The organism is Chitinophaga sp. CCNWYY40 (assembly GCF_037483205.1).
In the GTDB taxonomy this organism is placed as follows: Bacteria; Bacteroidota; Bacteroidia; order Chitinophagales; family Chitinophagaceae; genus Chitinophaga; species Chitinophaga ginsengisegetis.
On record NZ_JBBHLF010000007.1, the window covers coordinates 217,263 to 242,636 of the forward strand.

At 47.8% G+C, this 25,374-nt stretch carries 21 protein-coding genes; 10 read left to right on the top strand and 11 right to left on the bottom strand.

All coding sequences use genetic code 11. The features are described 5' to 3' along the window. Positions 1 to 17 precede the first annotated feature (17 nt). Positions 18 to 1,391, bottom strand: coding sequence for a M20/M25/M40 family metallo-hydrolase (locus V7S65_RS26405; RefSeq protein WP_336389004.1), 1,374 nt, complete (start codon positions 1,389 to 1,391; stop codon positions 18 to 20). Positions 1,392 to 1,570: 179 nt separating this feature from the next. On the opposite strand from V7S65_RS26405, the gene bshA reads away from it, so the two are divergent. Continuing rightward, positions 1,571 to 2,710 (top strand): N-acetyl-alpha-D-glucosaminyl L-malate synthase BshA, encoded by a 1,140-nt coding sequence (bshA, locus tag V7S65_RS26410; protein WP_079471057.1) that lies wholly within the window; start codon positions 1,571 to 1,573, stop codon positions 2,708 to 2,710. On the opposite strand, the gene V7S65_RS26415 is transcribed toward bshA, so the two are convergent. The 8 genes from V7S65_RS26415 to porU all read right to left on the bottom strand — a co-directional run bounded on the left by V7S65_RS26415 (position 2,707) and on the right by porU (position 14,077). Next, positions 2,707 to 4,056 carry a murein hydrolase activator EnvC family protein gene (locus V7S65_RS26415; RefSeq protein WP_336389003.1) on the bottom strand — a complete coding sequence of 450 codons (1,350 nt, stop codon included), beginning with the start codon at positions 4,054 to 4,056 and terminating at the stop codon, positions 2,707 to 2,709. The two genes, bshA and V7S65_RS26415, sit on opposite strands and share 4 nt — an antisense overlap. Positions 4,057 to 4,165: 109 nt before the next feature. Then, entirely contained in the window at positions 4,166 to 5,599 is a 1,434-nt protein-coding gene (locus V7S65_RS26420; protein ID WP_159454358.1) for a murein hydrolase activator EnvC family protein, read from the bottom strand. A gap of 90 nt (positions 5,600 to 5,689) precedes the next feature. Beyond that, entirely contained in the window at positions 5,690 to 6,526 is an 837-nt protein-coding gene (locus V7S65_RS26425) for a DUF4292 domain-containing protein (RefSeq protein ID WP_079471060.1), read from the bottom strand. A 24-nt stretch (positions 6,527 to 6,550) separates the two neighbouring features. Beyond that, positions 6,551 to 8,287, bottom strand: a complete 1,737-nt coding sequence (locus V7S65_RS26430) for a tetratricopeptide repeat protein (protein WP_336389002.1) — start codon at positions 8,285 to 8,287, stop codon at positions 6,551 to 6,553. Positions 8,288 to 8,290: 3 nt separating this feature from the next. Further along, on the bottom strand, positions 8,291 to 8,734 hold the full coding sequence (gene dut / locus V7S65_RS26435; protein ID WP_111579902.1) for a dUTP diphosphatase: 444 nt from the start codon (positions 8,732 to 8,734) through the stop codon (positions 8,291 to 8,293). A 37-nt stretch (positions 8,735 to 8,771) separates the two neighbouring features. Continuing rightward, positions 8,772 to 9,260, bottom strand: coding sequence for a 2-C-methyl-D-erythritol 2,4-cyclodiphosphate synthase (gene ispF / locus V7S65_RS26440; protein WP_079471063.1), 489 nt, complete (start codon positions 9,258 to 9,260; stop codon positions 8,772 to 8,774). A gap of 138 nt (positions 9,261 to 9,398) precedes the next feature. Next, positions 9,399 to 10,568 carry a type IX secretion system outer membrane channel protein PorV gene (gene porV / locus V7S65_RS26445; RefSeq protein WP_339546670.1) on the bottom strand — a complete coding sequence of 390 codons (1,170 nt, stop codon included), beginning with the start codon at positions 10,566 to 10,568 and terminating at the stop codon, positions 9,399 to 9,401. Between the two features lie 104 nt (positions 10,569 to 10,672). Next, positions 10,673 to 14,077, bottom strand: coding sequence for a type IX secretion system sortase PorU (porU, locus tag V7S65_RS26450; protein ID WP_336389001.1), 3,405 nt, complete (start codon positions 14,075 to 14,077; stop codon positions 10,673 to 10,675). A gap of 153 nt (positions 14,078 to 14,230) precedes the next feature. On the opposite strand from porU, the gene V7S65_RS26455 reads away from it, so the two are divergent. After that, complete coding sequence (locus tag V7S65_RS26455) at positions 14,231 to 15,781, top strand: SUMF1/EgtB/PvdO family nonheme iron enzyme (RefSeq protein ID WP_079471066.1); 1,551 nt, start codon at positions 14,231 to 14,233, stop codon at positions 15,779 to 15,781. Between the two features lie 70 nt (positions 15,782 to 15,851). Here V7S65_RS26455 and bcp read toward each other — a convergent pair whose 3' ends face one another. Continuing rightward, positions 15,852 to 16,313, bottom strand: coding sequence for a thioredoxin-dependent thiol peroxidase (gene bcp, locus V7S65_RS26460; RefSeq protein ID WP_079471067.1), 462 nt, complete (start codon positions 16,311 to 16,313; stop codon positions 15,852 to 15,854). A gap of 31 nt (positions 16,314 to 16,344) precedes the next feature. Continuing rightward, entirely contained in the window at positions 16,345 to 18,036 is a 1,692-nt protein-coding gene (locus V7S65_RS26465; RefSeq protein WP_336389000.1) for a M23 family metallopeptidase, read from the bottom strand. A 339-nt stretch (positions 18,037 to 18,375) separates the two neighbouring features. On the opposite strand from V7S65_RS26465, the gene gldA reads away from it, so the two are divergent. The 8 genes from gldA to V7S65_RS26505 all read left to right on the top strand — a co-directional run bounded on the left by gldA (position 18,376) and on the right by V7S65_RS26505 (position 25,366). Then, positions 18,376 to 19,302 carry a gliding motility-associated ABC transporter ATP-binding subunit GldA gene (gene gldA / locus V7S65_RS26470; protein WP_079471069.1) on the top strand — a complete coding sequence of 309 codons (927 nt, stop codon included), beginning with the start codon at positions 18,376 to 18,378 and terminating at the stop codon, positions 19,300 to 19,302. A 96-nt stretch (positions 19,303 to 19,398) separates the two neighbouring features. Next, a complete protein-coding gene (gene eno, locus V7S65_RS26475; RefSeq protein WP_079471070.1) occupies positions 19,399 to 20,688 on the top strand; it encodes a phosphopyruvate hydratase in 1,290 nt (429 codons plus the stop codon). Between the two features lie 87 nt (positions 20,689 to 20,775). Next, a complete protein-coding gene (locus V7S65_RS26480; RefSeq protein WP_079471071.1) occupies positions 20,776 to 21,087 on the top strand; it encodes an FtsB family cell division protein in 312 nt (103 codons plus the stop codon). A gap of 110 nt (positions 21,088 to 21,197) precedes the next feature. Continuing rightward, positions 21,198 to 21,416 carry a hypothetical protein gene (locus V7S65_RS26485; RefSeq protein WP_079471072.1) on the top strand — a complete coding sequence of 73 codons (219 nt, stop codon included), beginning with the start codon at positions 21,198 to 21,200 and terminating at the stop codon, positions 21,414 to 21,416. 39 nt (positions 21,417 to 21,455) lie between these two features. After that, complete coding sequence (nth, locus tag V7S65_RS26490; protein ID WP_336388999.1) at positions 21,456 to 22,103, top strand: endonuclease III; 648 nt, start codon at positions 21,456 to 21,458, stop codon at positions 22,101 to 22,103. Between the two features lies 1 nt (position 22,104). Then, positions 22,105 to 22,833, top strand: coding sequence for a YqjF family protein (locus V7S65_RS26495; RefSeq protein WP_079471074.1), 729 nt, complete (start codon positions 22,105 to 22,107; stop codon positions 22,831 to 22,833). A gap of 104 nt (positions 22,834 to 22,937) precedes the next feature. Then, the gene (locus V7S65_RS26500) at positions 22,938 to 24,155 is read left to right on the top strand and encodes a nucleoside permease (RefSeq protein WP_079471075.1); all 1,218 of its coding nucleotides are present in this window, start codon (positions 22,938 to 22,940) and stop codon (positions 24,153 to 24,155) included. A gap of 20 nt (positions 24,156 to 24,175) precedes the next feature. After that, positions 24,176 to 25,366: a Gfo/Idh/MocA family protein gene (locus V7S65_RS26505; RefSeq protein WP_079471076.1), complete on the top strand. Its 1,191-nt coding sequence runs from the start codon at positions 24,176 to 24,178 to the stop codon at positions 25,364 to 25,366. Positions 25,367 to 25,374: the final 8 nt, after the last annotated feature.

Consider the following 25,374-nt stretch of genomic DNA (forward strand, 5'->3'; position numbering starts at 1 on the left):
TTTTTAGTGATGGATGATCAGAAATTCTGATCTACAAGATAAATGAAACCTGCCATACCAAACGCACCCAATTCCAGTTCTCTTTTATTCACCGCTTCAAACACATCGTTCGCGGCATGATGAATATCAAAATAACGCTGCGAATCAGGAGAAAGTTCAGCCATCGGCGTACCTATTGCCTCATTTAACTGCCCTACATCCACCCCGCCGCCTGGTTCGTCAAAGTCGTAAATGCCATAAGGCGCAAAAAGTGGTTTCCAGCTGTTCATTTTTGCTTTGTGGACTGCGTCCATTGTGGTAGTGAAGCCGCGTGGCGTAAAGCCGCCGGCATCGCTTTCCAGGGCAAAAACGTGCTTCTCCTGGCGGGTTTTAGCTACTTCGGCGTATTTCTTGCCGCCGCGGGTACCGTTTTCTTCATTGGCAAACAACACCACGCGAAGGGTATGCTCCGGCTTCATGCCCAGTGCCTTAAAGGCACGCAGCACTTCTATGGACTGTACACAACCGGTACCATCATCATGCGCACCTTCCGCCACATCCCATGAATCAAGATGCCCGCCAACAGTGATGTACTGATCCGGGTATTTGCTGCCTCTCAGTTCAGCGATCACGTTATGCCCGATGGTGTCTTTCTTCATTTCGCAATTGGTGCGCAGAAATACGCTGGCGCTGTTATCATCTTTTAAGCGTTGGCTCAAACGGTCAGCATCTTCCAGCCCGATGGCCACCGCCGGAATTTTGGGGTAGGCGCTGTCGTACTGCATAGCCCCGGTATGCGGGAAGTTATTGGCGCCATGCGTCATGGACCTTACAATAACTGCCACCGCACCGTATTTGGCGGCCCGGCTGGCCCCCTGGCCACGATACTTTACAGCATCGCCATAGGAATAAAATGTTTTTATGAACGTAGGATTGAAATGATAGTTATAGAAAACGATCTTTCCTTTCACCTGGTCCTTTTTGGCTTCGAGATCGTCGAAAGAGGCCACTTCCAGCACCGGTGCGTTTACGCCATCCGGTCCGCTGCCCACCGAGTTGCCCAGGGCCAGTACTTCCAGCGGCGGTATAAAGTCGCGGCGTTTGGAGATAATACGGGCTTCTTCTTTGGCGCCCCTTATCCAATGCGGCACCATACACTCCTGGAGATAAACGGTATCCGCACCGGCGGCTTTAAGCGCCTTTACGCCCCATTGCTCGGCTTTCACCATTTGCGGGGACCCGGCCAAACGGCCGCCTATCTGCTTCGTGAGGATCCGCAGGTTTTCGTAGGCAGTGCTGTGGGTTAATACCTCATCAGCGAGTTTTCTCAATGTTACTGAATCCTTCTCCTGTGCCACCGCCAGGGCCGGCAGGGTACAGGCTAACAAAATTGGCATTATATAGTTTCTCATGCAGCAGGTTAATTTATGGTTAAAACTACTAAAAAAGCTGAAGGAGAAAAGCATAAAGGTATCAAGTGGCCAACTCTTTTGCCCGGCAGCCCTCCCGGCTACCGCTTATCCCTCTCCTCAGGCATTATGCGATATCGTTCTGCTTTTTAGTACCTTTGCAGAATGCAAAAAATTAACTCATGCGCATAGGAATAGTATGTTACCCCACTTACGGTGGTAGTGGGGTGCTGGCCACAGAGCTGGGGAAAGCCCTGGCCGACAAAGGCCATATGGTCCACTTTATTACATATCAACAGCCGGTAAGGCTTAATGCATTTCACGCTAATATATATTATCACGAGGTTCAGGTTCCTACATACCCGCTTTTTGATTTTCCACCTTATGAATCTGCCCTCAGCAGTACTATGGTAGACGTTATCATTAATCAGAAACTGGACCTGCTGCACGTTCACTATGCCATTCCACACGCATCTACCGCCTATATGGCCAAACAGATCGTAAAAAAGCATGGCAGAACAGTGCCTTTTATCACTACACTTCACGGTACAGATATCACCCTGGTGGGTAAGGATAAAACCTACGAACCGGTGGTTACCTTCTCCATCAACGAATCAGATGCTATTACCGCCGTTTCCGAGAACCTGCGGGATGAAACCTATAAATCGTTCCCGATAGAAAAGGATATCACGGTGATCTACAATTTTGTGGATACCCAGCGCTTCAGCCGCCGGGAACTGCCTCATTTCAGACAGGCTATTGCTCCCAACGGTGAAAAGATCCTCCTGCATGTATCCAACTTCCGTAAGGTAAAGCGGGTACCGGATGTGGTAAAGATTTTTGCCCAGGTACGCAAAGAAGTGCCAGCCAAACTGCTGTTGGTAGGCGATGGCCCGGACAGGCCGGCTATTGAATGTCTTTGCCGGGAATTAGGTATTTGTGATGATGTAAGATTTGTAGGTAAACAGGAGCAACTGGAAGATGTAATGTCTATCAGTGATCTGTTCCTGCTGCCATCGGAATATGAAAGTTTTGGGCTTGCAGCGCTGGAAGCAATGGCGGCACGTGTGCCTGTGATCTCCTCCAATGCAGGTGGTTTACCGGAAATCAATATCCCCGGACAAACCGGTTATATGAGCAACGTAGGCGATGTGGACGGAATGGCTGCCCATGCGATCAAACTGCTGAAAGACGAAAAGTTACTGGAGCAGGTACGGCAGGGAGCATGGGAACAGGCACAACGCTTCCATATCGATAATATCATTCCACAATACGAAGCTTTATACGAAGAAGTGCTGCAAAAACAAGTGCAGTTGCTTTAACGGGCACGTATCCATTTTTCCGGATTCTGTTTCACCATATTGCGGTATATCTGTAATTCTATCTCCCCGGTATTGCTACCTGCACCCGGTGCGGCCACACCAAGTGTTTGTCCACGTTTTACAGAAGCTCCTTTGCTGACACGAACATCCAGTAATCTCACATAATTGGTAAAATATTTTCCGTGGCGCAGGGTTACCATATACCCTGCGCCCGGTACCATAAATACCATAATTACTTCCCCGTCGAAAATGGCCTTCACTGCGGCGCCCCTTGCGGTAGCGATGATAGTGCCGTTGTGATCCACTTCAATTTTACCAACCCTGCCAGCGCCGAAATGACCCGTAACACGGCCTGCATCTACCGGCCAGGGCAAGCGGCCACGGTTGGCTTCAAAATCGCGCGACAGGGAGAGCGCCTCCGGAGTGGCTACCAGCGCATCTTCACTGGAAGTTTTAGCTTCCGGCGCATCGTCTTCTTCCGCTTCTTCTTTCTCCACTTTTGCAGGCGGTTTCTTACCTGCTTTTTTTGCAGCAGCAATAGCAGCTTTTCTGCGGGCAGCTGCCTGTTCGCGCCGACGGGCATCCGCAGCCTTTTTACGGGCCAGCGCCTGTGCGGCCGCCTTCTTCTGCGCCGCAGCTATTTCCCGCCGGATGGCATCCTGGATAGCCTGGTCTACCTGCCGCGCTTCCGCTTTACTTTTATTGATACGCTGCTGTAATTCCTGCTCCTGGTCTTTCAGCTGGGCAATGGTTTTATCTGTCTCTTTCTTATCCTCCAGCAGATCTGTCCGCTGCCGTTGTTCTGTTTTCAATACACCCGTTTTCTGCGCCCGTTGTTGCTCCAACACTGCCAGCTTCTCTCCCAGCAATGCTTTGGTAGATAGCAGGCTTTCTGCTTCCTTGCGCCTGTTTTCACGGTATTGCTGCAGGTATTGATACCGGCGGATGGCGTCATTAAAGCTGGTGGCAGAAAAAAAGAAGTTCAACACCTCGTACGAATCCCGGGTTTTATAAGCGTATACTACCAGCTGTGCATACCTTGCCCTGAGAGAATCCACTTCTTTCTCCAGCGTTTGTACGTTGCTGTTAGTATGGCTGATATCTCCTTCTATTAAACTGATTTCGTTGTTAATGCTAACGATCTGCGCGTTGCGGGTAGAAATTTTCTGGAGTAGTTCCCGCTGCAGGGCAACATTTTGCCGGGTGGATTTCCTGGTTTGCAGCAGGGATTTGTTCGCTTCTTCTATTTCTTTCAATAGCTCCTGTTTACGGTTTTCAAGTGCCGCGCGCGATTGCTTACTACCCCGCTGAGCATACAACAGCGCAGGCAGTAGCCACAGAGCCATCAAAAGAGGGATCAACTTTCTCAAAAAAAAATGCATTTGGTTAGTAAGCGCAAAGCTGAAAGCACCCTTAAAATGCTTTCAGCTTTATCTCGTATAGTTTCAGCTATGTTTATCTTCTCCGGATCCACTGTTCAGGATTCTGTTTGGTAATGCCTTTCCATATCTGCAGCTCCACTTCACCGGTATTTTCAATATCGTTGGTGCTGGCAGTACCAATTACCTGCCCTGTTTTCACATTATCGCCTTTCTTCACACGGGTAGTTTGCAAACGTACATAAGTAGTAAAGTATTGTCCGTGACGGATAATAATTACATATCCTGATCCCGGCATTACCACTACCGATTTCACTTCCCCGTCGAAAATAGATTTTACGGCGCCGCCCTTATTGGTGGCAATCACAATACCATCTGATGGTACCTGTATATGTTCCATTACCGCATGCTGGTGTATACCAAAATGCTCAATGATATTACCTGCATCCACCGGCCAGGGCAATTTACCCCTGTTGGCTTCAAAGCTCTCCGACAATGCCAGCGCTTCTGGTGTTGCTTCCAGCACGTTTTCAGTACGGGTTACTGTTTTTTCAGGTTCCGGTGCGGGCTCCGGTGCTTTCACAGGAGGTGGTGGCGGTGCCGGCGTATTGTTGGCAACGTTGTTATTGTTATTATTGGCGGCAGCAGCTTTTGCTCTTTCTGCAGCAGCCAGTGCAGCGGCTTTACGGGCTTCTTCTTCACGGCGGCGTTTTTCTTCCGCTGCTTTACGGCGGGCCGTTTCTTCTTCTATTGCTTTACGACGCGCTTCTTCTATTTCCCTGCGGATTACCGCTCTGATTGCCAGCTGTACTTTCTGGGCATCTTTCTTACGCTGGTTAATATCCGCTACCAGCTCTTTCTCACGCCCCTTCAGCTTATTCAGCACTTCATCTTTCTCTTTCTTATCCACTTCCAGCGTATTGCGTTGCTCCTGCTCTGTTTTAAGCGCATCAGAACGCCTTACCCGCTGCGACTCCAGGTTCTGGATCTTCTGATTCAGCTGCTCCTGTGTAGACACAATGTTATCTGCCTGCCGGCGACGATACTCACGGTACTGCTTTAAATACTGAAAACGTTTTACTGCATCGTTAAAATTCTCTGCAGAAAATACGAAGTTCAGCATATCATAAGAAGAACGGTTTTTATAAGCGTAAATCACCAGCTGTGCATACTGGGCCTTCAGGGTATCGAGGTCTTTCTGCAGGGTTTTAACATCCCTCGCAGCGGTATTGATATCCCCGTTTATAAAGTTGATCTCCTCGTTGATGTTGTTGATCAAACGGCTGCGCAGCGTAATCTTATCGCGCAATGCACGGAGTTGACCAAGACTTTCTTTGGTAGATTTCTTGGTTTCCTTCAGTTGTTCGTTTGCCTCATCTATTTCCCTTTGCAGCTCCTTCTTTCTTCGCTCCAGTTCTTCCCGCGACTGTTGCTGCTGCCCAGTATTCTGAGCAACCAACATGGCTGGCATTAACCATAGCACCAACATAAACGGGATAATCTTCTTCAAATACAACATGACTAAATTTAGTAACTGCAAATTAAATAAATATACAACGTTTATTAGTTTAATGAATACGACATTTACTCAATTAACATTTTACATACGTTTATAGCTGGCGGGCATGCTGAATGGAAAGGTGAGCGGCACATCAAAATCATAGCGTGTAAAGTCCAGTGCAACTTTCGTCACATTCTTTTCTTCTATGTAAATACGACGTGTAGTAGGGAATTTGCGGCCGGCTACTTTTGTGTAGTCGCCGTAGGTCAGCTCACAGGAACGTTTCGCAGCACCGGTACTGTCTTTATCCATCACTTTGCTTTGCTGCAATCCGTAGTCATCCGCAAACACATTAAAGAGACTGATAAACTTTGCATGATCGCAGCTGAAAGAAATAATGGCCGGCGTTTTCACTACCTGGTACACGGAATCCGTAAGATATACCGGGTTACCGATCAGCATGTCCTGAAGGGTATTAAAATCAAAGGGGATATTCAGCAACTCTTCAGCGTCCGACATCCTCCGGAGAAATAACTGTTTATCCAGGCGGTTATACATTTTAAGACTATCCGGTGTGATCACAGCCCTTATCACTTCGTCTACAATCGGCGCCGACACGGATATCCATATGATGCTGTCTTTCTTAATACGGAAAGTAGCATTCAGGTTATTATGGCTCTTCTTGTCTGTTTCAAATGCCAGCTTCATTTTGCCTGAAAAAGTATTAAACTCAATATGATTGGCATGAATACCTTTCAGCATTTCGCTGGTAAAACGGGTCAGTTCCTCGTTTGTGGAACTATCTTTTCCCAGGGTTACTTTGTTGGTATCGGCGGCCGGGAAAGACGTACGGGCCAACTTTTTAGGATGGCGGCAAGCCATCATTCCCAAACCGACAGTTATAATTAAAAGTGTGACTTCTATTTTTCTCTTCATTGAGCGATGACTTATAGCAAATGCTTATTGAATATATCTTTTTTCAGCGATCTTTCGGGCCAGGTCTACAGAGGATGCTCCCTTGTCTTTAGCCATCTGCCAGTATTCCACCGCTTTTGTAACTTCTTTCAGATTAAACAGGATATCACCGTAATGCTCCAGTACGTTCGGATTTTTCTGTGCTTCCGGGTATTGCAGCGCTTTCTCAATCCACTCTTTTGCTTCTGCAAATTTTTCCTGCCGGAAAAGGATCCAGGCGTAGGTGTCCATGTAGGTTGGACTTTCCGGTTCCAGTTCCAGCGATTGTTTCGACATTTCTGCTGCCCTCTCGAGGTTCTCTCCTCTTAACGAAAGATAGTAGCTATAATTGTTCATGATCAGTGCATCTTTCGGACGGAGCAGTAAAGCGCGTTCGTAGCTGCTGTCCGACTGCCGGTGCTGCCCGGTAGCATGATAGGAATCTCCCAGCAGGGAATAAATATCTCCCAGGAATTTCTTCTCTCCATTACCTATTTCCAATGCAGTATTCAACGAACTGATCGCCGCAGGATATTGTTGCAAAAGAAAACTGGCTACCCCTTTAAAGTAGTAGCCCATAAATTCTTTCGGGAACTTGCCGGTTACATTGTTGCTGAGTGCCAGTAACGCAGTGGGATCATCTTTGCGGGAATAAATCCACATCAGCTGATACCATACCGAGAAACGGCTGTCATCGAGGCTCAGGGCTTTTTTATAGCTTACTTCTGCACTGTCCAGCATATCGGCCTGTGAAAACATATCACCGCGGAGGGCATATGCTTTTGCATCCGACGGGTGTGCTTTAATGATGAGGGAAGTAAGCTGCAATCCTTCTTCCAGCTTGGTAGTATCCATGTTCATCATCTGCAGGTACGGATATACATACGCTACTTTTTCATCGATGCTGTAACCTGGATTGGCAAATGCTTTGGTAAGATTTGCCCAATAAGTAACGGTGTCGTTATTTTTCTTTGCGTAAGAAGCCAGTGCAATCAGGGCTCTTGGATTATCAGGATCTTTGGTAAGAATGGTATGATACACCTGCGCTGCTTCCTGCACACGGTCGTTGGCATCATATATTTCTGCCAGCAAATAATAATACCTGATTTCCTCCGGCTCCTGGTTGATGAGTTTTTTTATTTCTGTTGCCGCTTCATCCACCATGCTCATTTTCAGCAGCAGTTTCTGTTTCTGGTAAATGAGTTCTTCCACTACGCCTACCTTTTTTTCCAGCTGGTCAAATGCAGCAAGTGCGGAGGCAGGTTTATTGGCTTTTGCCAGTAAAATTCCTTTGTTATAAAGATAATCTTCGTTATCGGGGTATCTGCTGGTAAGGCCCTCAAAAACATAGGCAGCGCTGTCAAATTTTTCATTCACTGCATAGGCATCTGCAAGGGTTACCTGGAACCAGTGATTCTGCGGGTCCAGCGCCGCAGCGCGACGGGCAAAGATGAGCGCATTACCGGCATTTTGTACTTCTATAAAAAGACGGGCTAATTCGTAATTAACGGTAGGATTATTTTTATTCAGCCGCAGATAGTCTGCATACTGGGTGATAGCCGTACGGTAGTCACCCAGCATTTTGGAACGCTGGGCGGCAAAAAAGAGGCTATCTGCCCGCTGTGACAGCACAGCGGCGTTATTAATGGTTGTGTCTTTACGTGATGCTGATGATTTGGCACCACTACAGGCTCCCATTAATAAAATACCAGCCAGCCCTATAACGGTGAAGTATATCCGCATTTATCAGGATTTACCGGTATGTCCAAATCCTCCTACACCTCTAACGGTTTCTGTCAGCACGGTTACCGGTTCTATGACCGCCTGAACAAAAGGAGCGATGATCATCTGAGCAATACGGTCGCCAGGTTGTATGGTTTGCGGTTCGTTGGATAAGTTGATCATGATAATCTTAATCTCTCCACGATAATCTGCATCTATCGTGCCAGGCGTGTTCAGGAGCGTAAGTCCCTGTTTGATAGCCAATCCGCTACGGGGGCGGATTTGCGCCTCATAGCCAGCCGGCAGTTCCATGAATAAACCGGTAGGGATCAGCATCCTTTCCAGTGATTGCAGGGTAACTGCTGTTTCCAAATGTGCGCGGAGGTCCATTCCTGCCGCATCTGCCGTTGCATAAGCAGGTAATTCATTACCCGACTTATTGATTATTTTCACAATGATATCCGCCATTGAACAAAGATATTTTAAAATAATTATGAATGGTGAATTACTGGGTGATATGCTCCAGCAATACCACTGCGTGCGCTGTAACTCCTTCCTCGCGGCCTACAAAGCCCAGTTTTTCTGTAGTAGTTGCCTTTACAGACACGTCTTCTGTACTCACATGCAGGATTTTGGCAATCACGGCCTGCATTTCGGGCACATATGCTTTTATTTTAGGCGCCTCCAGGCACAGGGTGCTGTCTACATTTACCACCTGGTATCCCTTCTCGCCGATCAGCTGCGCACACCGGGCTAATAATATTTTACTGTCGATATTCTTGTAAGTGTTATCGGTATCCGGAAAATGTACCCCGATATCTCCCAGGGAAAGCGCTCCCAGCATCGCATCACAAATGGCATGTAACAATACATCGGCATCGCTGTGCCCCAGCGCTCCTTTATGATGTGGTACCAGTACGCCTCCAAGCCAGAATTCACGTCCTTCTGTCAGCTGATGGAAATCTACTCCCAATCCTATACGTATCCTACTCATATTTGTAATAATTTAATCATTTTGCCAATCCGCAAGGTAAGCCAATAAATATAAAAATCCCCCCGTTTTGCGGAGGGATTAAACCAGATAATTATTTAATGCTTCAATCATTTATATAATTAAACGACTAAATATGTGTTACCATCCTGTACGGCTTTCCTCATCTCTTGGCCCGAGGTCGAAAGTAAGGGTGAAGCGCAGCGTATTGGAAAGCGGGTTACGCTGTATCCCTGATCCCGAAGGAACCAGGTAAGAGAAATTAAGACCGAAGATATCGTACTTAACACCGATACCTGCAGTAAAATATTTGCGGTTTCCTTTGTTCTTGTTTTCGTTGAAATAGCCGGCTCTCACTGCAAATTGCTGGTTGTACCAGTATTCCATACCCACGGAGTACATCAGTTCCTGTATTTCTTCCTTGAGAGGAGCGTCGCCAAAGGAACTGAACATTCCTTCCAGTGTGCTTTTCTCTTTATACAATCCGGCAGAATCCGGGGTAGGTACCAATAATTTATTGATATCCAGTGCAAAGGTCAGCTGATTGGCCTCATCCAATGATACCGTATAGGCGGTACCGATACCCAGGTTGGTGGGAAGGAAGTCTTTATTGGCGGCAGAACTGGTGTAAGAAATCTTGGTACCGATATTCGTAATAGCCATACCAATATTCAGCCTGTTTACCAGGCCATCATCTTTCTCAAAATCCTTGGTATAAAATCCTGATAAATCGGCAGCAAAGGCTTTGCCCGGCTTAATGCTTACGCTGCCATTGCTTTGTCCGCCTGCCAGGTTGGAGTAAATATAACGGGCGGTTAAGCCAATACCAAAATGATCCGACAATTTACGGGCATAACCCGCATCCAGTGCAAATTCGCGCGGACGGAAATCGCCGGTAGGCGTACCGGTTATATCTGTGAAATTGATTGTTCCGAGAGAGAAATATCTCAGGGAACCGGAAATAGCCTGTTGCTCATCCAGCTTGGTATACCCAGACACAGTAGCCAGGAAAACGTCGTTTACCAGTTCTTTTAACCAGGGAGTATAAGTAACTGCCAAACCGCCATTTTTTTCCGCAAAGGGAAGTTTGGAGAGGTTGTTATAAATGGAAGATGCGTCCGGGGATATGGCTACTCCCACGTCGCCCATAGCTCCACTGCGTGCATCCGGTGTAATTCTCAGAAAAGGAACCGCGGTATTTATTGCATTTGTACGCCCGTCTCTTTCACCGGAATTCATTTGAGCTGAGGTTTGTAAACTTATGAAAGTACCGTAAATGAACACAAGGCCCATTGTTACCTTTCGGATCATGCAGATTTTGTATTTGATAAGGATGTAAAAATAATCTTATTTATTAATATAACACAGAAAGGGGTTTATTTGGGATAATGGTAAAAATTATTTTCCTGCATAGGCTATAATAACACCAGCTTACCGCCCTTTATCTTCGTACCTGTGGAAGTCCTGATTATTAACCTGTACACGTACAGTCCTGAGGACAGTTTTGCTCCCGAATCATTACGACCATCCCAGGGCATGCCCTCAAAACGGCCGGCTGTGGAAATTATTGTGCTACGCATAGTTTTTACCAGTCTTCCTCCCAACGTAAACACCTGTAATGTAAGTTCCAGTTCTTCTCCCTGCCGGTTATGCAAAAAGGAAAACCGTGTTACATCATGAAAAGGATTCGGAAAGTTCCTTACTTCATCTACAGTCAGTATTCCCTGCTCCGCTACTTTAAAATAAATGGTTGTAGTAGCCCCATTGTTCCGGGAATCCCATGCTTTGATTGTAATCCGGTGTTCTCCTGTTGACAATCCCTTTAACGGGAAAAGTACGTTACCTTTTTTATAGCTATCCAAAGATGCCCCAAAATAATCATTTAACACAATATATTCTGTACTATCCAGAATTGCCGTGAGCTGGTAAAGCCCGTTATTCCCCGAAATATTAATACCGCTGCTATCTGCCAGATCTACTATCAGCAAGGGATCAGGGCCTGTAATATCTCCACTCCGGAAACTGCGGCTATCGAGCCAGGCATTTACCGACGGCCCGCTCACATCAGCTACCGGCGGGGATGCCTGCCCTCCGGTGGTGAAATTATCAAAATAACCGTTACCATCCAGCTGCTCATTACTGGTATAATAACTGATTTTCCCTCTACCATCACCTTCCCTGATATCCACGGGGGCCACAAATGTAAAAGAAAATCTGCCACTATTCACAGTTTGTGTACCCTGGAACAATACATTGCGCTGCAACTTATAGCCCGCCACCTGGCTGCCGGCATCGTTACCACGGGTTTTTAACAGGGCCGGCTGATCATATACGGTTGTATATAAAACACCATTATAGGCTGTTACCCGGTTGCCCTGTGCATCTTCTATATGGCCTTTCACGGTGTACATACCCAGTCCTTTCACGGTATCGGGTTGCCCTGTGGCAGCCCTGCCGTTAATAGAATCCGTGATCACCCGGTAAGTTGGGAACGCCAGGGTGAGCGCCGGATCTCCCAGCAGCTGGAACTTCCGGTTATTCACCGCATCGCCGGAACTACTATAGGTAAGGTTCTTGGCCAGCATCGCAGCTGTTCCGAGTGCAGGCATGCGCCCATCCGCTAATGGTGTGAACGCCACCTTCATATAATTGGCGTTCATCAATTGGTTCGAGGCCGAAAAAACCGCGCGGGTAGTGGTCATCAGTGCAATAGCGCCGCTGGTGTGCTGCAGTAATACTTTATGCCCCAGTGAGGTGATACCCGGATCATCATATGGTGCAAAATCGCAGGTGGCAGTAATAAACAGCGGGAGTTTATTTTCATTATGCCAGTCGCTGATACTGCCCGCATCCATAATATTTTCCGCGGCCAGGCGCGAGTTGCTGCCATGACCGGTATAATTCAATACCAGCGTTCCTTTATTAATTTTCCGGGCAATTGCTTTGTTTACTTCCGGGTAGATGGCGCCGGAGCTGCCCGTTTCCTGCGGATAGGCATCTGCATAGATCTTATCTGTATTCAGCAGCTTCGCGTCAGCAGAAAGAATGGCGCCCATTTTTTCTGCATCTTCAAAATGCAGGTTATCATCTTCATCATCTGCCAGTAGCGTTACCTGGTTACGCCAGGCGCCGAATGCAGCAGGTTGCCGGTACCGCAGGATCTTATCCACTGCCAGCCGGGCTTCCGCTTCATTACGCGCAGGAATGCGGCCAATACCAATATCCAGCAGATCGGGTTTAGCCGTTCCCGTGATATCCCCCTCATCTTTCAGTATGCCAAAGTAATCGTCGGATACATACGACCGGATAGCGTCAAGGGAAGCCTCGCTTTGCCAGGAGGGGATGTCGTTGGTATTATTTTTTACCCGTTGCCGGTAATCATAGGAGGCGGCTCCAAACAACAACAGGTAGCGGGGCGCGGGGCCCCGGTCATAAAACATTTTTACATAATCCCGCAGGGCAGTGGGATCAGGCGTTCCGGATGCAAACTCCTGGTACACCTGGTCGATGGTGGTTACCTGCACCGACAGCTGATCAGCCGCCCTGTGCATGGCCGCCAGCCGCTCCGCCTGTGGCAGGAGCGTGCGGGTGGTAACAATAAGCATATCTGCCGGACCGCTGCTATGCAGGTCCTGGTTAGGTACTGTTCCGGCGAAGTCCGGCCGGCCTGCGGCAGCGGCGCGGAAAGCGATGTATTCATGCAGCCGGTCGTTTTTGCCGGTAAAGAGCAGGGAATCGCCCTGCAGGGTTGTTTTCATCACCACCGGGTTCAGCGGATCCGTAACGTCCCAGATATACGTTTGCGCGCTGGCGTTATGCACCGCAAAACGGCCGGGTTGCCCGCTGCCGGCGTAACGGGTACTGCGGAAATCCAGCACCCCGGCCGCCGGCAGTACCGGCGTGCAACGCGTCTGCACTTCCAGGTAGTCCAGCCAGCCCTTGTCGTTGATATTTCCCGGCAGGAATTCTACCCCTATTTCCAGGTCCGGCTCACCCGCATCCGCCCCGCCGGTGGCGGCGGCAGCGGTAGCCACTCCCTCAAAAATATTACCGGTAACCGGCAGCAGGTACATATTGGTTATTGCCGGCACTTTATTTACAGTGGCATTGAAGTTACTCCCGGTGCTGCTCCGTGCGGCCGCCCGCATAGTTACCCACACTTTTCCTGCTGCGGCGGAAGGTAGGTTAAACCGGTAGCCGCGTGTTAAGCCCACTACTTTACTAAACTCCTGCCCCCACCATTGTTTACCGCTATTCAGGAAATTAAGACTGTCTCTTTCATAAAAGGCATGATAATCAAAAGTATATTCCGGCACTGCTCCCGCCGGCTCATCGCCTGCGGTGGTTACCCGGAGCCCTGTTCCGGTAGTGGTGATGTAATACCAGGCGGTATCTGCATACAGGTGCCGCTGATGGGTAAAGGTTTTGATGCTGCTGTTATACAGCCAGCGATGCGGACCGGGGGCATAAAAAAGGGCATAATCGCTGCCATCCAGCACCCCGTCGCCGCCGTCTTCCACCTGCAGGGCCACTTCCGGCAAATCGTCGTACCGCGGAGCTGCATTAGGCTCCCCCAGCATCTGGCCTCCGCTTCCAAAAAGCCGCAACCCGGCAGATGGCAACCCCGTGATCCCCATACTTTGGAGGAAGGCGGCATCTATTTTATAGATCCCGGGAGCGCTGATACCTATCTTATACCAGCTGCCTGCTGCCAGCACAGAATTTTTTTTATACTGCCGAAGGCTGCTTTGGGCATATATTTCCCCTCTTCCTAAAAAAGAAAGCAGGAATACACCTATAAAAATATAACTGAGTTTCATTACCTTAATCGCAGTTTTTCGGCCGGTTGATATAGAAAGACCCTTATCAGCGGGAACGATTGGCAGCAAATTACAAATTAATTTTTTTCGCCATAAAATAAAAAAGAGTACATTTGCGTTTACTGTAAATATACTAGACTAAAGCTGTATCGCATGCGTAGATTAACCTCTTTATCATTGCTCGTAGGTACCAGCGTAATGCTATCCATGAGTGCCTGTCATAAGGACGGCGGGGGACTTTTCGGCAAGAAGAAGGAAGCTTCTTCCGCTACGGGCTGGAACTATAACGACCAGAAAATGGGCGGTTTCAGCGTAGCTAAAAACGTGAACCAGCAAACTGGTCCGGGCCTTGTTTTTGTACAGGGTGGTACATTCGCTATGGGAGCGACAGAACAGGATGTAATGGGCGACTGGAATAATATTCCGCGCCGTATTACGGTTTCCTCCTTCTATATCGATGAATCTGAAGTAGCCAACGTACATTACCGCGAATATCTCTACTGGCTGAACCGCGTATACGGGGAATCATTCCCGGATGTATACCGCAACGCAATGCCGGATACCCTGGTATGGCGTAGCGAACTCGCCTACAACGAGCCACTGGTAGAATACTATTTCCGTCACCCGGCTTACAACGACTATCCCGTAGTAGGTGTTACCTGGAAACAGGCAACCGACTACTGTAAATGGCGTTCTAACCGTGTGAACGAAAAACTGCTGATGGATAAGGGTCTCCTCTCCAAAGCAGATGTGGGCAACCAGTCAGACGACAACACCTTTGACACCAAGTCTTACACAGCCGGCTTATACGAAGGTACGCCCGGTAAAATGTCGAAGAGTGCAAAAGACCAGTTCAAAAATTCCGACGGTACTCCCCGTAATGCTGCCTTTGAAGATGGTATCATGTTACCAAACTACCGTCTCCCGACAGAAGCAGAATGGGAATATGCCGCACTGGGTTATATAGGTCAGAACCCTGGCCCTTCCAAAAAAGAAGGCAAACACGGGGAAGAGCTGATCATGAACAAACAGGTGTACTCCTGGGGCACCAACACCAGCGGCTTACGTGATATCCGCCGCGGTACCATGCAGGGTCAGTTCCTGGCCAACTTCAAGCGCGGTTCCGGTGATAACATGGGTGTGGCCGGTGGTTTGAACGACCGTGCTTCTATCCCTGGTCCTATCCGCTCCTTCTACCCTAACACATTCGGCATCTATAACATGTCCGGTAACGTGGCAGAATGGGTACTGGACGTTTACAGACCACTGAACCCGATCGATGGTGAAGATTTCAACTACTTCCGTGGTAATAAATTCCAGACTGTTTACCAGAACGAAAATAAAGAGTTCGAAAAAGATAGTCTTGGTCACCTGAAAATGCGTGATGTAACAGACGAAGAAAGTGCTAACCGTCTTAACTACCAGAAAGGGGATGTGATCAACTACCTCGATGGTGACTCCCTTTCACAGGTGGAATATGGTTATGGTATCACTACCCTGATCAATGATAAATCACACGTGATTAAAGGTGGTAGCTGGAACGACCGTGCTTACTGGCTTTCACCAGGTACACGCCGTTACATGCAGGAAGATATGGCTACTAACACCGTTGGCTTCCGCTGCGCAATGGACCGCGTGGGTAGCCCTGAAGGTAATAAGTTCAAAACAGGTAACCTGTTTAAGAAACAACGCCAGAAGAGATAACACTCAACAGATATAAAAAGAGAAGGGAGATAGTTTCGCAACTATCTCCCTTCTCTTTTTTAATATCCTCTTACTTCCACAATTCCAGGATCTCTTCTGTATGATTTTTGGTGTCGGGCTTTTTGATGATGTGTGCAATCACACCGCTTTCATCAATGAGGAAAGTAGTACGGTGAATACCATCATACGTTTTACCCATCATCTGCTTTTCGCCATACACACCGTACTGGTGTACAATCTTTTTATCTTCATCTGCCAGTAAGGTAAAAGGCAGTTCGTATTTCTCTATAAATTTCTGGTGACTCTGCTCGCTGTCGGTGCTTACACCTACTACTGCATATCCCTTTTTCAGCAGGGTATCATAGTTGTCCCGCAGGTTACATGCCTGGGCCGTACATCCCGGGGTCATATCTTTCGGATAAAAATACAGCACTACCCGTTTACCTTTAAAATCAGTCAGGGATACGGTTTTGCCATGCTGATCTTTTCCTTTGAAAACGGGGGCTTTATCGCCTTCTTTTAAGTTTCCCATATTTACGGTTTTAGCTGTTTGAAATGATATCTTAACGTTTGAATGATAATCTGTAGATGCCTTCATTTCCTGCCACATCGGTTACTTTCAACACCAGCATATGCGCTCCCGGCGGACAATGTTCATCAAACGTATAGGTAAGTACGTTACCTCTCCGGGAAAACAGCAGCCATTTACCATCCAGTTCTGCACGGTAGCTTTTGATTCCGCTGGCATCATTCATGGCAAAAGACAGTTTAGCGGCTTTTGAAAGAACAGCGCCCGGCTTCACGCCCAGTGGCGTTACCTTTGGCGCCACGGTATCCACTTCCAGGTGGAAGTTGCCGAAGTCGCGGAAAGTGCCTTTGTACCAGCCGTTTTCCAGCGTGGTGGCGGAAGTGCTGTTGCTGCCCTGTGCCTCTCTCACCATCACTATTTTCGATTGCAGGTTTTCCGGAACAGCCCGGGTAGCGCGAAGACGTACATCAAAGAAATCGTGTACGGGCACCAGTGCGTTGTGCAGGTGGTACACGTTGGAATATGCTTTGGTGCTTACAGACGCTGTTTCCAGGTAATTGAAACACACCTGGTCGTACAGCGCGGTTTCATCCAGGTAAAATTCCACCTGGTTGTTTTCAAAGATATTGCGTGAATCGGGGTACATGGTGTTGGCGCATGCTTTCTGCGCGTCGTCCACGTCTGACTGTTGCAGGGCCAGTTTCACGGTGGAAGTATTGCCGTATGCATCCTTTACCAGCAGCTTTACATTATGCACGGCGCCGTCGGACAAGTGGATGGTACCATCGCCTTTCAGATCGTGGTAAATATCCAGTTTATTGCCGGGCAGGGAAAACACCAGCTGGTAGTACGGACCACCATCTTTTTTTGTTTTATAATCGATGTGTGCATTCAGGTAACGGGTTTCTTCGTAGCCGATGTTATCCAGCTGGAAGTCGATATCCGGTTCATTATTCTGGAACAGGGTCACTTCATAAATGCCGTAGATATTACCGGTGTTCATCCGGTCGATAGCGCTTACGCCGATGCCTGCCTGCGCAGCGTTAATTTTAACCACCGGCTGGGTGGTAACATATTCGCCGCCCACTTTTTTTAATGCTACTACGAGCGGCTTTTGTTCATAAATACTTTTTTCACGGTCGTATATCGCCAGGCGGTATACATCCGGGGCTTTGGTATCTGCAATATCAAAACCAAAGAGCAGTGGGTTCAGTGGTTTTTCTGTTGTGGTATTCCTGATTTCAAAGTGCAGGTGTGGTCCTGCAGATCCGCCTGTGTTACCACTCCAGGCTACAAAGTCACCTTTTCTTACAGGGAACATGCCGGCGGGGATGGTGAGATCGCTGGCCCAGCTTTCGGCCTGGTATTGCTGCTTTTTCACGTACTGCTGCAGGGCAGGAAAAAAGGCGTTAAGGTGGGCGTAAACCGTCGTATAGCCATTAGGGTGAGTAATGTAAAGTACATTCCCGAAACCGGTATGCGATACGCCGATGCGGCTTACATAACCATCTGCCGCAGCGTGTACCGGCAGATTTTCTTTTTGTTGCGTTTTAATATCCATTCCTGAATGGAAGTGGTTGGGTCGCAGCTCCCCAAAGTTACCGGCCAGTATGATCGGAACATTCAATGGGTTCCTGAAATAGCCTTGCGGATAGTCCTTTACCGGGATGGATTGCGCCTGTAATAGTTGCGGAAGCAAACAAAGTAGACCGATGACTCTCTTCATAATATGCAAATGTAGGGAAAAGCGGATTTATGCGGATTTTGTCTTATTCAGGATTACACTGATTATGCTGATTACTTTGATTTTATTTTTATTTTTCGGGAGATAGGAAAACAAGGTTCATGCCAGTGGCCGGCAATTTATTTTCATATACACGTATACGTATTAAGCATGCCTGTTGAAAAGCCCGGAAATGAGTGTCAGCATATCCGTTATCCATCTCCCTGAAAATAAAAACAAAATCAAAGTAATCAGCATAATCAGTGTAATCCTGAATAAGACAAAATCCGCATAAATCCGCTTTTTTAAGTACATTAGTTCCCGCAAAACGTGCAAGCATACATGTCTATCCAGGTATCAGAACTCAGTAAAGTATACGGCGAACAACGGGCAGTGGATGCTATTTCCTTTGAGTTAAAAAAGGGAGAGATCACTGGTTTCCTGGGGCCCAACGGCGCAGGGAAATCCACTACCATGAAGATGATCACCGGATTCCTGCCGCCAACCAGCGGAAAGGCCAGTGTGTGTGGTTTTGATATTGTATCGCAATCGCTGGAAGTACGGAAAAGGGTAGGATATCTGCCGGAATCCAATCCCCTGTATTATGATATGTATATCCGGGAGTTCCTGGAGTTTGTGGCGGGCATCCATCAGCTGGGAAAGGCAGGAGCACAGCGGATTACCTCGGTAATTGAGCTAACAGGACTGCAACCGGAGCGGCACAAAAAGATCGGCGCATTATCCAACGGCTATAAACAGCGGGTGGGGCTGGCACAGGCCTTACTGCATGATCCTGAAGTATTGATCCTGGACGAGCCCACTACCGGGCTGGATCCCAATCAGCTGGCCGATATCAGGCGGCTGATCAAAGAGCTGGGCGCCAACAAAACGGTGATCCTCTCCACGCATATTATGCAGGAAGTTGAGGCGCTGTGCGACCGGGTAATCATCATTAACAAAGGAAAAATCATTGCAGACGATAAATTATCGTTAATCCAGCAAAACAACAGTGGGAATGGTTATTTACAGGTTACCTTTGCGGAGCCGGTAAGCGAAGCCGAATTGATGGCAATTCCCGGCATAAGCCGTGTGGTGGCCAGGGAAGACCACAGCTGGCAGTTATTTACCAGCCAGGTAGATGAGGTGCGAAAAAACCTGTTACAATTTGCTTTGATTAATAACAGGAACATACTTTCTTTGCAGAGCAATTCACAAAGCCTGGAAGCAATATTCCGGGAACTGACATTGACAAAAGCTTCCGGCAACTAACTGTGGCCTTTGGCAACCCGAGAGTGGTGAGGGACTAACAGCTACAGCAAACGCCAGATGCTAAATAAATAGCTAACAATAATAACTTTTCGAATTATGAGTATTATTTCAGAAATCCATGCCAGGCAGATCCTCGACAGCCGTGGTAATCCTACAATTGAGGTTGATGTAACCACAGAAGACGGACATTTTGGCCGCGCAGCAGTTCCATCCGGTGCTTCTACCGGTAAACACGAAGCAGTAGAACTGCGCGATAATGATAAGGCTGTTTACATGGGCAAAGGCGTACTGCAGGCTGTAAGCAATGTAAATGATATCATCGCTGAAGAACTGATTGGCTGGGAAGTAACGGATCAGGCTGGTATCGATAAAATGCTGATTCAACTTGATGGTACTCCTAATAAAGCTAAACTGGGCGCTAACGCTACCCTGGCAGTGAGCATGGCGGTAGCCAAAGCTGCTGCTGAAGAAAGCAACCAGCCACTGTACCGCTACCTCGGCGGTGTAAACGCTTTCACCCTCCCTATTCCTTTAATGAACATCATCAATGGTGGTGCGCATGCGGATAATAAAATCGACTTCCAGGAATTCATGATCGTACCGGTAGGCGCTCCTTCTTTCTCTGAAGGCCTCCGCTGGGGCGTGGAAATTTTCCACCACCTGAAATCCGTACTGAAAAAGAAAGGATACAGCACCAACGTAGGTGACGAAGGCGGCTTTGCTCCTGAAATCCAGAGCAACGAAGAAGCTATCGAAACCGTACTGGAAGCCATCAAAGCAGCCGGTTACGAACCAGGTACCCAGGTAGCTATCGCCCTGGATGCCGCCAGCAGCGAAATGTACGATGACGCTACCAAGAGCTATAAATTCTACAAAAGCTCCCAGAAAGTAATCAGCAGCGACGAAATGGTGGCTTATTGGACTGAATGGGTGAATAAATATCCAATCGTTTCCATCGAAGATGGTATGGCTGAAGACGACTGGGATGGCTGGAAAAAACTGACTGAATCAGTAGGCAACCGCGTACAGCTGGTAGGCGACGATTTGTTCGTAACCAACGTACTCCGCCTGAAAGAAGGTATCGATAAAGGTATCGCTAACAGCATCCTCGTAAAAGTAAACCAGATCGGTACCGTAACAGAAACCATCGATGCGGTGAACATGGCGCACAAAGCCGGTTACACTTCCATCATGAGCCACCGTTCCGGCGAAACTGAAGATACTACCATCGCTGACCTCGCCGTAGCCCTGAACTGCGGTCAGATCAAAACCGGTTCCGCTTCCCGTACCGACCGTATGGCGAAATACAACCAGTTACTCCGTATCGAAGAAGCACTGGGTGAAGTAGCGATCTATCCTACCAACTCTATCAGTGTTAAAAAATAATCCTTCGGGAAAAACTTTTGGATCTCGGATATCCGGCAACATCACCGCCGGATATCTGAAATCCAAAAATGATTTGTAAATTGCTGTATGTCCGGATTAAAATCTATAAAAGTGCCAAAGGTCCTGAAGAATAAGTTCTTCATAGCTTTTGCTGCCTTTATAATCTGGATCGCCTTCCTGGACAAAACCAACCTCATGTACCAGTACCAGTTCCAGTCGGAGGTGAATAAACTCGAAAATCAGAAAGAATTCTTTATCCAGGAAATCAAACAAACCCGCGAAGAGCAGCAGGAACTGCTTTCCAGCCCGGAAAAACTGGAGAAATTTGCCCGCGAAAAATATTATATGAAGAAAGATAATGAAGACCTGTTCATTATCACCCCTGCCCCCGCTCAATAGCTCTTCCTTTCCCCCTTGTGCATCTTAAAAATTTATCTTAAATTAACAATAGATTCCGGGCAAAATCCGTTATAAAAGAGAACCTATTATTAGTATTAAAATAATAATGCATGAGTAATTTTACACTTTCTGTACTTTCAACCCTGTGTCTTGTTACCAAAAGCGATATCAAACATCACCAGGAGGATCTTTCTTTAACCCGGGAAGAACAAGCCAGCTTTGACGACACCAAAGCAGCCCTGAACACTGTACGTTATGCGCCAAGAGTGGCCACCCTCCAGCTGATTTTCGACTACGCCGCCAATAAACAAAAAGCGGAAGAGCAGTAACAACGACCATACTTTTTTCATTTTTCCTATCTTTATGGCATGACTCAAAAAGAGCGTTATGCATTTGTTCTCAAATACTTTGAGACACATGCTCCCAATGCCGAAACGGAACTCATCTACGACAATCCTTACCAACTGCTGGTAGCCGTTATCCTGTCTGCGCAATGCACCGATAAAAGGGTGAACATGACCACCCCTGCTATCTTTGCGCAGTACCCGGACGTATACGCCCTCAGCACCGCCACCTTCGACGACCTGTTCCCGCTCATCCGGAGCATCAGCTATCCCAACAATAAAACCAAACACCTCATCGGGATGGCGCAAATGGTGGTGGAAGACTTTAACGGCGAAATACCCGCTACCGTACCGGAACTGATAAAACTGCCCGGTGTAGGCCGTAAAACAGCCAATGTCATCACTTCCGTAGTACATCAGCAACCCAACATGGCAGTAGATACGCATGTATTCAGGGTATCCGCCAGGATAGGACTCACCGTCAATGCCAAAACACCCCTGCAAACCGAACTGCAGCTGCTGAAAAATATTCCGGAAGAAAAGGTACACATCGCCCACCACTGGCTCATTTTGCATGGCCGCTACATTTGCGTGGCCCGTAGCCCGAAATGCGGCGAATGCGGACTAAGACCCGCCTGTAAGTATTATGCAAAACTGGTAAAGGCAAGCTGATATGCGCCCATTCCTCACCGCCGCCTGGAGAAACCTGCTGATGATCAACTTTGAAGCAGATCCCGCTGTACTCAACGCTTATGTACCGGCTCATACCGAGCTGGACACCTGGAACAATACCACTTACATAAGCCTCGTGGGCTTTCTCTTCCAGGACACGCGGGTGAAAGGATTGGCCTTTCCCGGCCACCGTACTTTTGAGGAAGTGAACCTCCGCTTTTATGTGCGGTACAAACAGGCCGGTGAATGGAAACGCGGGGTAGTGTTTGTAAAAGAACTGGTGCCCAAAGCACTCATCACCTTTGTAGCCAATACACTGTACGGGGAAAAGTATGCCACGCACATCATGACGCACTCCTGGGAAAACCCGGATGAAGCCACGCTGAAAGTGGCCTACCGCTGGAAAGTGAAAAACGAATGGAATCATTTATCAGCCACTGCTCTGCAGGCAAGTCAGCCTATTGTTGCAGGCAGTGAGGAACAATTTATCACGGACCACTACTGGGGCTATACCCGGCTTGATCACCAAACCACCGGCGAATACCAGGTAACTCATCCGCAATGGGAAATTCATCCGGTCACCGGATTTGATTATCATTGCAGTACCCGGATACTATACGGCGCCGCGTTTGAAAACATGCTGCAACAAGCGCCTAAAAGTGCTTTACTGGCCGCCGGTTCCGGTATTTCGGTAATGCCCGGTAAAAAGATCAGAAACAATACTCTATGAACCGCAGGAGTTTCTGTTATCCATCAATAATTTCATGCTGCAATTATGGAATTTTATTATCTTAAGCGGTTCATCAAGATTCAATCAATAAAGCATTAGTCGTTATGAGATCAGCTGTTAGGGTACAACTATCATTTATGATGTTCCTGGAATTTTTTATCTGGGGCGCATGGTTTGTGACATTAGGAACATTCGTATTAAAAAATCTGCAGGGCGCCACCGATACCCAGGTGGGTTATGCCTTTCTTACACAATCTATCGGTGCAGTGATAGCGCCTTTTATTGTAGGCATTATTGCCGACCGGTTCATTTCCGCACAGGTCATCCTCGGAGTGATACACCTCGCTGGCGCAGCGCTGCTATGGACCTGCTCGGGCATGACCAGCTACGACAGCTTCTATCCCGTGTTGCTGGTTTATATGATCCTTTACATGCCCACGCTGGCACTGGTGAACTCTATCTCCTTCCGGCAGATGAGCGACCCAAGTAAAGAGTTTTCTTTTATCCGTGTATTCGGCACCGTAGGATGGATCATCGCGGGTTTACTCATCGGGTGGCTGCAGTGGGAAAAAACCAACTCGCTGGACCTTACCTTTAAAATGGCTGCAGGCGCTTCCCTCCTGCTGGGATTGTTCAGCTTTACCCTGCCTAAAACACCGCCGGCAAAAAAAGGCACCCAGATCTCTGTAAAAGAAATCCTCGGCCTGGATGCCATCCGGATGCTGAAAAACCGCTCTTACCTGCTGTTCTTCCTGGCGTCTATTGCCATCTGTATTCCACTGGCATTTTACTATAATTTCACCAATCCATTCCTGAATGAAATAGGCATGAACGCCGCTGCCGGCAAGCAATCTATGGGACAGATGTCTGAGTTCCTGTTCATGCTGGTAATGCCGTTGTTCTTCGCCAGGTTAGGTGTGAAAAAGATGCTGGCATTAGGTATGCTCGCCTGGGTAGTACGCTACGCCCTCTTCTCTTTCGGCGACATCGACGCCAACTACTGGATGCTGATTGTAGGGATCATCTTACACGGTATCTGTTATGATTTCTTCTTTGTAACCGGGCAGATCTACACCGATAAAATTGCCGGTGAAGAATTCAAAAGCTCTGCACAGGGTTTTGTAACACTGGCTACTTATGGCGTGGGAATGTTAATTGGTTTTATCATCTCCGGGCCTATTGTAGACGCCTATAAAACAGGCGCCAACAGCCACAACTGGCATACCATCTGGCTGATTCCTGCAGGTATTGCTGCAGTAGTATTAGTACTGTTTATGTTGTTTTTCAGAGATAGCAATAAGAATACGGTTGTTAAACATTAATCATCGGCAAAACGATTATTATGGCAAAAATAGCAATGCTTGGTTCAGGTTTTATTGCGCGGTTCTATGCCGATTCCCTGCAGGGGCAGCGTAGCCGCGATAAAATTGTAAGTGTATATTCCCGCCGGGAAGAAAGCGCGCAAAAATTCGCCACAGATTACGATGTTGCTTTTCAAACCACGGAAATGGAAGCTGCCATTGCCCGTCCGGAAGTAGACGTAGTTTGTGTATCTCTTCCCAATAACCTGCATGAAGCAGCGGTTAATCTTTGTTGCAAACACAAAAAAGCAGTGATCTGCACCAAGCCGCTGGGACGTAATGCACAGGAAGCAAAGCGGATGCTGGAAGCAGTAGAAAAAGCGGGCATCTTCCACGGTTATCTCGAAGACCTGGTGTACACTCCCAAGTTCCTGAAAGCGCTGCAAAGCGTGAAAGACGGCGCCCTGGGAAGGATTCTCTGGGCCAAGTCCAGGGAAACGCATCCCGGCCCCCACAGCGAATGGTTCTGGGATAAAGAACAGGCCGGCGGCGGCTGCATCCTGGATCTGGGCTGCCACTGCGTGGAAATTGGCCGCAACTTTATCGGGAAGGATATTAAACCGGTAGAAGTGATGTGCTGGGCAGATACACAGGTAAAACCTATTGATGCAGAAGATCATGCTATTGGCCTGGTGAAATATGAAAACGGCGCCATCGGCCAGTTTGAAGTAAGCTGGACTTTCCGCGGCGGTCTCGATCTGCGCGATGAAGTAATGGGTACCGAAGGAACCATCTGGCTCAACAGCTTCCTGCGTACCGGCTTTGATATGTTTACTACCGGCAAAGGCGCTGATTATGTGGCAGAGAAAGCTGAAAGCAATTCCGGCTGGCTGTTTCCCGTAGGCGATGAACTGAATGAACTGGGTTATAATCACATGTTCACCAATATGTTTGATGCAATGGAAGCCGGTAAGGAAGCCAATGAAACGTTTTACGACGGCTATGTGGTGAACGCCATTCTGGATGCTGCTTATAAGAGTGCAGCCACCAAGCAGTGGGAACCGGTGCAACTGGAAATATGGCGCGGACAGGAAGGGCTTACCAAAGCAAAAACCTTAACGGAGTACAACGACCAATATTATCTGGTAAAAGAAGAGATGACGCATTTCGGGGCGAAGAAGCTGATCCTGAAAGATAAAGTGAGCGGTCAGATCATTGAACAGGTATTGTAATTTTTATG

What these genes read in the sequence shown, in the direction of transcription:
- V7S65_RS26405 (WP_336389004.1), bottom strand. Translation starts at nt 1,391, where the DNA reads ATGAGAAACTATATAATGCCAATTTTGTTAGCCTGTACCCTGCCGGCC.
- bshA (WP_079471057.1), top strand. Translation starts at nt 1,571, where the DNA reads ATGCGCATAGGAATAGTATGTTACCCCACTTACGGTGGTAGTGGGGTG.
- V7S65_RS26415 (WP_336389003.1), bottom strand. Translation starts at nt 4,056, where the DNA reads ATGGCTCTGTGGCTACTGCCTGCGCTGTTGTATGCTCAGCGGGGTAGT.
- V7S65_RS26425 (WP_079471060.1), bottom strand. Translation starts at nt 6,526, where the DNA reads ATGAAGAGAAAAATAGAAGTCACACTTTTAATTATAACTGTCGGTTTG.
- V7S65_RS26430 (WP_336389002.1), bottom strand. Translation starts at nt 8,287, where the DNA reads ATGCGGATATACTTCACCGTTATAGGGCTGGCTGGTATTTTATTAATG.
- dut (WP_111579902.1), bottom strand. Translation starts at nt 8,734, where the DNA reads ATGGCGGATATCATTGTGAAAATAATCAATAAGTCGGGTAATGAATTA.
- ispF (WP_079471063.1), bottom strand. Translation starts at nt 9,260, where the DNA reads ATGAGTAGGATACGTATAGGATTGGGAGTAGATTTCCATCAGCTGACA.
- porV (WP_339546670.1), bottom strand. Translation starts at nt 10,568, where the DNA reads ATGATCCGAAAGGTAACAATGGGCCTTGTGTTCATTTACGGTACTTTC.
- porU (WP_336389001.1), bottom strand. Translation starts at nt 14,077, where the DNA reads ATGAAACTCAGTTATATTTTTATAGGTGTATTCCTGCTTTCTTTTTTA.
- V7S65_RS26455 (WP_079471066.1), top strand. Translation starts at nt 14,231, where the DNA reads ATGCGTAGATTAACCTCTTTATCATTGCTCGTAGGTACCAGCGTAATG.
- bcp (WP_079471067.1), bottom strand. Translation starts at nt 16,313, where the DNA reads ATGGGAAACTTAAAAGAAGGCGATAAAGCCCCCGTTTTCAAAGGAAAA.
- V7S65_RS26465 (WP_336389000.1), bottom strand. Translation starts at nt 18,036, where the DNA reads ATGAAGAGAGTCATCGGTCTACTTTGTTTGCTTCCGCAACTATTACAG.
- gldA (WP_079471069.1), top strand. Translation starts at nt 18,376, where the DNA reads ATGTCTATCCAGGTATCAGAACTCAGTAAAGTATACGGCGAACAACGG.
- eno (WP_079471070.1), top strand. Translation starts at nt 19,399, where the DNA reads ATGAGTATTATTTCAGAAATCCATGCCAGGCAGATCCTCGACAGCCGT.
- V7S65_RS26480 (WP_079471071.1), top strand. Translation starts at nt 20,776, where the DNA reads ATGTCCGGATTAAAATCTATAAAAGTGCCAAAGGTCCTGAAGAATAAG.
- V7S65_RS26485 (WP_079471072.1), top strand. Translation starts at nt 21,198, where the DNA reads ATGAGTAATTTTACACTTTCTGTACTTTCAACCCTGTGTCTTGTTACC.
- nth (WP_336388999.1), top strand. Translation starts at nt 21,456, where the DNA reads ATGACTCAAAAAGAGCGTTATGCATTTGTTCTCAAATACTTTGAGACA.
- V7S65_RS26495 (WP_079471074.1), top strand. Translation starts at nt 22,105, where the DNA reads ATGCGCCCATTCCTCACCGCCGCCTGGAGAAACCTGCTGATGATCAAC.
- V7S65_RS26500 (WP_079471075.1), top strand. Translation starts at nt 22,938, where the DNA reads ATGAGATCAGCTGTTAGGGTACAACTATCATTTATGATGTTCCTGGAA.
- V7S65_RS26505 (WP_079471076.1), top strand. Translation starts at nt 24,176, where the DNA reads ATGGCAAAAATAGCAATGCTTGGTTCAGGTTTTATTGCGCGGTTCTAT.